Annotated in this window: 4 protein-coding genes and 3 pseudogenes; 5 read left to right on the top strand and 2 right to left on the bottom strand. The window is 64.1% G+C overall.

Annotation, left to right across the window (positions count from 1 at the left end; all coding sequences use genetic code 11):
* Positions 1-38: 38 nt before the first annotated feature.
* Positions 39-998, top strand: a pseudogene (locus VIF40_RS08165) (IS1595 family transposase); the annotation flags it as partial.
* Between the two features lie 870 nt (positions 999-1868).
* Here the strand turns inward: VIF40_RS08165 and VIF40_RS08160 are convergent.
* Positions 1869-2804 carry a LysR family transcriptional regulator gene (locus tag VIF40_RS08160; protein ID WP_331937032.1) on the bottom strand — a complete coding sequence of 312 codons (936 nt, stop codon included), beginning with the start codon at positions 2802-2804 and terminating at the stop codon, positions 1869-1871.
* A 165-nt stretch (positions 2805-2969) separates the two neighbouring features.
* Here VIF40_RS08160 and VIF40_RS08155 point away from each other — a divergent pair, with 165 nt between their 5' ends.
* The 4 genes and pseudogenes from VIF40_RS08155 to VIF40_RS08140 form a co-directional block, all read left to right on the top strand.
* Entirely contained in the window at positions 2970-3584 is a 615-nt protein-coding gene (locus VIF40_RS08155) for an FMN-dependent NADH-azoreductase (RefSeq protein WP_331937031.1), read from the top strand.
* A gap of 49 nt (positions 3585-3633) precedes the next feature.
* Positions 3634-4044, top strand: coding sequence for a DoxX family protein (locus VIF40_RS08150; protein WP_331937030.1), 411 nt, complete (start codon positions 3634-3636; stop codon positions 4042-4044).
* A gap of 115 nt (positions 4045-4159) precedes the next feature.
* The gene (locus VIF40_RS08145; RefSeq protein ID WP_331937029.1) at positions 4160-5209 is read left to right on the top strand and encodes an Atu2307/SP_0267 family LLM class monooxygenase; all 1050 of its coding nucleotides are present in this window, start codon (positions 4160-4162) and stop codon (positions 5207-5209) included.
* Positions 5202-5996: pseudogene (locus VIF40_RS08140) on the top strand (glutathione S-transferase family protein); the annotation flags it as partial. The gene VIF40_RS08145 and the pseudogene VIF40_RS08140, both read left to right, overlap by 8 nt.
* 9 nt (positions 5997-6005) lie before the next feature.
* Here the strand turns inward: VIF40_RS08140 and VIF40_RS08135 are convergent.
* Positions 6006-6127: pseudogene (locus VIF40_RS08135) on the bottom strand (IS630 family transposase); the annotation flags it as partial.

Genomic DNA, 6127 nt, shown 5'->3' with positions numbered 1-6127 from the left:
GAGAGTGTTCTTATTATGTTCTCTCTGGCGAAGGCGCCATGGCTCGGCATTTCCTCCTGTCCGCCGCCGCGCGATCTCTCAGCATCGGCAAGGTCATGCGCATGTCCGACCGAGGCGCCGCGAATGTTTTCGCGCGGCTGCGCTGGCCGACGACTGATGGCAAGCCCGTATGTCCGAACTGCGGCTGCACGGCCTGCTATGACTGTCGGCGCGGCGCTCATCTGCGCTGGCGATGCCAGGCCTGCGGCAGCGACTTTTCTCTGACCTCGGGCACGCTGTTCTCGTCGCATAAGCTGCCACTGAAAACCTATCACTTGTCGATCGTCTTGTTCTGCAACGAGGTGAAGGGCAAGAGCATGCTCGCCCTGTCCCGAGATCTCGGCGTTCAATATAAGACGGCCTTCGTGCTGGCGCACAAGCTCCGCGAAGCCATGGCCGCCAGCCTGCGCGGCCTGAAAATCGGCGGCGAGGGAAAAGTCGCCGAGATCGACGGCGCTTATTTCGGCGGTCATGTCCGCCCGGAGAATCTGGCGGCCGACCGTGTCGATCGTCGCCTCGCCGAGAACCAATCGGGGAAACGCAAAGTCGTCGTCGTGGTGCGAGAACGCGACGGGCGCACCTTGCCGTCCGTGTTCCCGTCCGAGGACGCGGCAACCTCTTTCATTCGCAGCCGGGTCGCCAAGGGAACCGTGGTTCACGCCGACGAGAGCCCGGCCTGGAATTCACTGCACGCCAAATTCTCGATGAAGCGGATCAATCATCAGGAGGGATACAGCATCGACGACGCCTGCACCAATGGCGCCGAGTCGTTCTTTTCACGGATGCGCCGCGGCGAGCTCGGGCATCATCACCATATCGCCGGAATCTATTTCGCCAGATACGCGCAGGAAGCGGCATGGCGCGAAGATCACCGCCGCATCGGCAATGGCGACCAAGCGGAAGGCGTCATCGGATTGGCGATGGGCCTTGGACCATCGATCGACTTTTGCGGCTATTGGAGCGGGCGACAGCGGGCTAAATCACGCGCCACATCGTGGTCCCGGCCGCCTCGCTGCGTTCGATCGTATCCTTCGCCCGGTTCAACGAGCAGAGAACGGTCTTGTGAACCAACTCACGCGTGCGAGCGTCGTCTTCCCGTAGACCCTTCGCCTTCATGACTCCTGCGACGACATCGCGCGTGGTCATCGCCTCCGTGACTTCACGCAGAACGTCATAGATGCGCCGGCGGCATTCGCCCGGACGGAACCAGTTGTTGTGCGCGCGTGGCGCGGTCGATCGGGTCTCCTCGTCTTCGATGCTGGGGTCGAACAGCCGTATCGTGGCGTCGATATGCCCGAGATCGGCGCGCTGTCGATCGACTTGACGCTCCAGCTGGGCGATGGTGTCGGCGAGCTCCGATCTCTTGTCTCGCAAGGCCGAGATAATTTCCCTCGTGCTCATCGCCGTTCCCATGCTCAATCAATGATGAGCCGACAGCATAGAGCCTCAAAATCCGCGCCAGTAGAGGAAGCCAGTGGCGGCTGCTACATAAGACCGGAAATGCCGGCTCTTTGGCCCATTGCGTTCGCTCCAAATCGTCGCCGATCCGGTGGCGGGGGATCTCTGCCGGCGTCCGGCGCATCTGAAGTCGATGCACTATGTAGTTCAATTACATAAATAATGCACTCCGCCGAAATATTGAGCATCGGCTCTCGTGAGCCGTGGCGGCCCGGCACCGCTTTTCCGGCGCGGTGACCGGCTGGCTACGGCGCGAGCGGGAAGACTATTCGCCGCAGGCGCATCGCCACTCTCGAGGCATATGCCATTTGTGGGACCGCTTGCGCCGTCCCACCGGGGCGTCTTCTTCCCGTTTGAGCGAGCGCATTTGCTCAACGGCACACGGGGTCGATCGCGCCCTTGCCACCCATCCCCACCGGACAGGCCGCGAGACGTTCGATCATCCAGCGGCCCGCGGGTCCCGGCGGATCAGACGCGCGATAGACGACGGACATCGGCAAGGCGAGCCCGCCAGAAGGTATGTCCTCGATCGCAAGCTCGACCAGCCGGCCGGCGTCGAGATCGGATTGGACGGTATGACGAGGCATTCCGCCCCAGCCCAGTCCGTTCAATAGAAACGCGTGCTTGGCGAAGAGATCGGCGAGGCGCCAGGTGGTCGGCGCCATGACTCCGAACTCGCGCCCGGCCGTCAAGGCTGAGCGATCGGTCAGGACCAGCTGGACGTGCCGGGCCAGTTCCTCCTTCGGAATGACGGCCTTCCAAGTGGCCAACGGGTGGTTCGCTGCCGCGACCATCAACAAGCGCACGTGGGTCAGGCGCTCGGCGACGAGCCCGCCAGGCAGCATGGGCAAGGGTCCGGCGATGCCGAAGCTCGCGCGTCCGTCGATCACCGGCTCCACCGCCGCCCCGAGCGCCTCGACATAGAGCCGCAGCGGCGTGCGGGGAAACTGCTCGCGGAATTGGGTCGCCGCCCCGGCCAGAGCCTCGATCGGAAAGAAGACGTCGACCGCGATCGCCAGCTCGGCCTCGATCCCGGCGGCCATGCCTTTGGCGCGCGCTTTCAGGCCGTCGACGCCGGAGAGGACTAGGCGCGCATCGGCGACGAGGACAGCGCCTTCGCTCGTCAACCGGGGATAGCGGCCGCTGCGATCGAACAAGGAGACGCCCAGATGCGTCTCCAAGCTGCCGATCGCTTCGCTGATGGCCGATTGGGTGCGGGACAGCCGGCGCCCCGCGGCGGAAAAACTACCCTCGTCCACAGAGGCCAGGAAAGCCCGCAATTGATCCAGAGAGACCCCGTCCAGCATCGCGCGTGTCCAATCCATCGGATTATCCGATAGTAAGTATAAATATATACCGGCTTCTCCTGTTCGCACAACCATGCGACCTACACACTTATGTTTCGCGCTCTGAAAAACCTCTTCGCTCGCAAAGCGATGACGCCTCACGCAGGCGGCTCGGAGGAGTTCCCAATGACGACGATCCTGCACATCGATTCCAGCATCCTCGGCGGATATTCGGTCAGCCGCGCGCTCACCGCGGAGGTCGTGGCGAAAGAGCTGGCCCTTCATCCGGGCGCGCGGGTGATCCGCCGCGACCTCGTCGCCGAGCCCGCCCTCCATCTCTCGGATGCGCATATTGCGGTCTTCCAGGGCGGCGAGGTGACGAGCGCGGCCCTCGGCCAGGACCTCGCGCTCGGCGGCGCCTATATCGACGATCTCTTCGCCGCCGACATCATCGTGATCGGCGCGCCCATGTATAATTTCTCGGTCCCCTCACAGCTCAAGAGCTGGATCGACCGTGTCTGCGTCGCGGGCCGCACCTTCCAATACGGCCCCAATGGCCCGCAAGGGTTGCTGCCCGAGGGCAAGAAGGTCGTCATCGCCTCGACACGGGGCGGCGTCTACACCGGCGACAGCCCGGCCGCCGCGCTCGAACATCACGAAAGCTATCTGCGCGGCGTTCTCGGCTTCATCGGGCTGATCGACGTCACCATCATCCGCGCCGAAGGCCTCAATCTCGGCGAAGAGCCGAAGGCGGCCGCCATCGCCGAGGCGAAAGCCCAAATCGCTTCGCTCGCCGCCTGACCCGCGGCGACGTCCTTCCCCTATGCCGAACATCTGGAGCTTCATCGACATGAGTGAGACCAACGCCTCCAAGTCCACCAACGCCTTCGCCTTCGTCGGCCGCCTGCTGATCGCCGTGCTCTTCATCCTTGGCGGTCTCGGCAAGCTCGCGGCCCCCGAGGCCACGCAAGGCTATATCGCGTCGGTCGGATTGCCCGCCCCGCTTCTCGGTCTCGTGATCGCGGTCGTCGTCGAAGCCGGCGGCGGCCTCCTTCTGCTCATCGGATACAGGGCGCGACTCGTCAGCCTGGTCCTGGCGACCTTCACGCTCATTTTGGCCGCGATATTCCACAAGAATTTCGCCGATCAAAACCAGATGATCCACTTTCTGAAGAACATCGCCATCGTCGGCGGCCTTCTTCAGATCGTAGCCTTCGGCGCGGGCTCGTTCAGCCTGGACGGCCGCCGCCTCCGAGCCTGATCATGCGCTCGGCGTCGAGAAGGCTTCTCTCCTACTCGACGCCGTCGACGGCCTTTTGTCGAAGTGCGCCGCGAGCACGTGACGCGCTCTCCTGTCTAATTCTCGAGGAAGCGGCATGGAAATCGGCGTCGACAGCTTCGCGGCGATCATCCCCGATCCTGCGACGGGGAAAATCATATCGGCCGCCGAGCGGATGGAGCGTCTGCTCGACGAAGTGGAGATCGCCGACCGCGTCGGGCTCGATGTGTTCGGCGTCGGCGAACATCATCGCGAGGAATTTCTCGACGCGGCGCCCGCTGTTATCCTGGCCGCCGCCGCTGCGCGGACGCGGCGAATCCGCCTGACCAGCGCCGTCACCGTGCTCAGCGCCGCCGATCCGGTCCGCGTCTTTCAGGAATTCGCGACGCTCGACCTCATCGCGAAAGGACGCGCCGAGATCGTCGTCGGGCGCGGATCCTTCGGCGAAGCTTATCCGCTGTTCGGCCTCGCCATGCAGGACTATGACGCCCTTTTCGCCGAGAAGCTCGACCTGCTCCTGAAGCTCCGCGACGAGATTCATGTCACATGGCAAGGACGCTTCCGGCCGCCGCTGACCGGCCAGGACGTCTTCCCCAGACCGCATCAGGCCCGCCTGCCGATCTGGCTCGGCGTCGGCGGCACGCCGCAATCCTTCATCCGCGCCGGAGCGCTGGGCCTGCCGCTCATGGTCGCGATCATCGGCGGCGACTTCCGGCGCTTCCGCCCGCTCGTCGATCTCTATCGGCAGGCGGGCCGCCGCGCCGGCCATGCGGAGGAAACGCTCCAGGTCGGCGTTCACGCGATGGGCTTCGTCGGCGACACCGACCAGGCCGCCAAGGACGCTTTCTTCCCAGGGTGGGCCTATATGTTCACGCAGATCGGCCGTGAACGAGGTTGGTCGCCCGTCACGCGCGCCGGCTTCGAGGCGATGTGCTCGCCCCATGGCGCGTTTCTGATCGGCGACCCGGAGACCGTCGCCCGGCGCGCGCTCGCAGCGAGCGAGGCGCTGGGCGGCGTTTCGCGGCTCACCTTTCAAATGAGCGCGGCGATGCTGGACACCGATGCGATGAGCCGCTCGATCGAGCTTCTCGGCGCAAAGGTCGCGCCTATGATCCGCGATGCGACGAAGGAGAAGGTCCATGGGTGAGCTGATCGCAGGCCAGTGGCGGCGCGGCGGCATCGAGAAATACCTCGAGGATGGCGCGCTGCGGCGCCCACCCTCCCTATTCCGCAATTGGATCGGCCTGAGCGACGCCGACAAAGCGCCCGCCTTTCCGGCCGAAGCGGGCCGTTACCATCTCTATGTCTCGCTCGCCTGCCCCTGGGCGCATCGCACGCTCATCATGCGCCGGCTGAAAGGACTGGAAGAGCTCGTCGGCCTTTCGGTCGCGCATTGGCTGATGGGCGAAGACGGCTGGTCGTTCCAGCCAGGCCCGGGCGTCATTCCCGACACTGTGAATGGCGTGCAATGGCTGCATCAGCTCTACACATTGTCCGAGCCGGACTGCAGCTCGCGCGTCACCGTTCCGGTGCTCTGGGACAAGGACAGCCGCAAAGTCGTTTCCAACGAATCGGCAGAGATTCTGCGGATGTTCAACAGCGCCTTCGATCGCATAGGCGCGGCGGAAGGCGACTATTATCCCGCCGAGCTGCGCAGCGAGATCGACGCCATCAACGAGCGCGTCTACGCCGGCCTCAACAACGGCGTCTATCGCGCCGGCTTCGCCGCGACGCAGGCGGCCTATGAGGCCGCCCTCGCGGATGTCTTCGAGACGCTGGACTGGCTCGAGCAGCGCCTCGAGACCCAGCGCTTCCTGGTCGGCGACCGGCTGACCGAAACCGATATCCGGCTGTTCACGACGCTGGTGCGGTTCGATGTGGTCTATTACGGCCACTTCAAATGCAATTTGCGGGCACTCGTCGATTATACCAATCCTCATTGATCAAAACCCATGCGCCCAGTCGCGTAGCCCGATGGACATGATGCGCCAAGGCTGCTCGATGAGCTTGTTCCAGGCGGCGCAACAATGATCGACGATATCGTCATAGGATTTGAAAACGCGGT

Origin of the sequence: Methylosinus sp., assembly GCF_036560965.1 — a bacterium.
Lineage (GTDB): Bacteria > Pseudomonadota > Alphaproteobacteria > Rhizobiales > Beijerinckiaceae > Methylosinus.
Note: the sequence above shows the minus strand (reverse complement) of the source record. Positions and strands in the feature narration are given on the sequence as shown.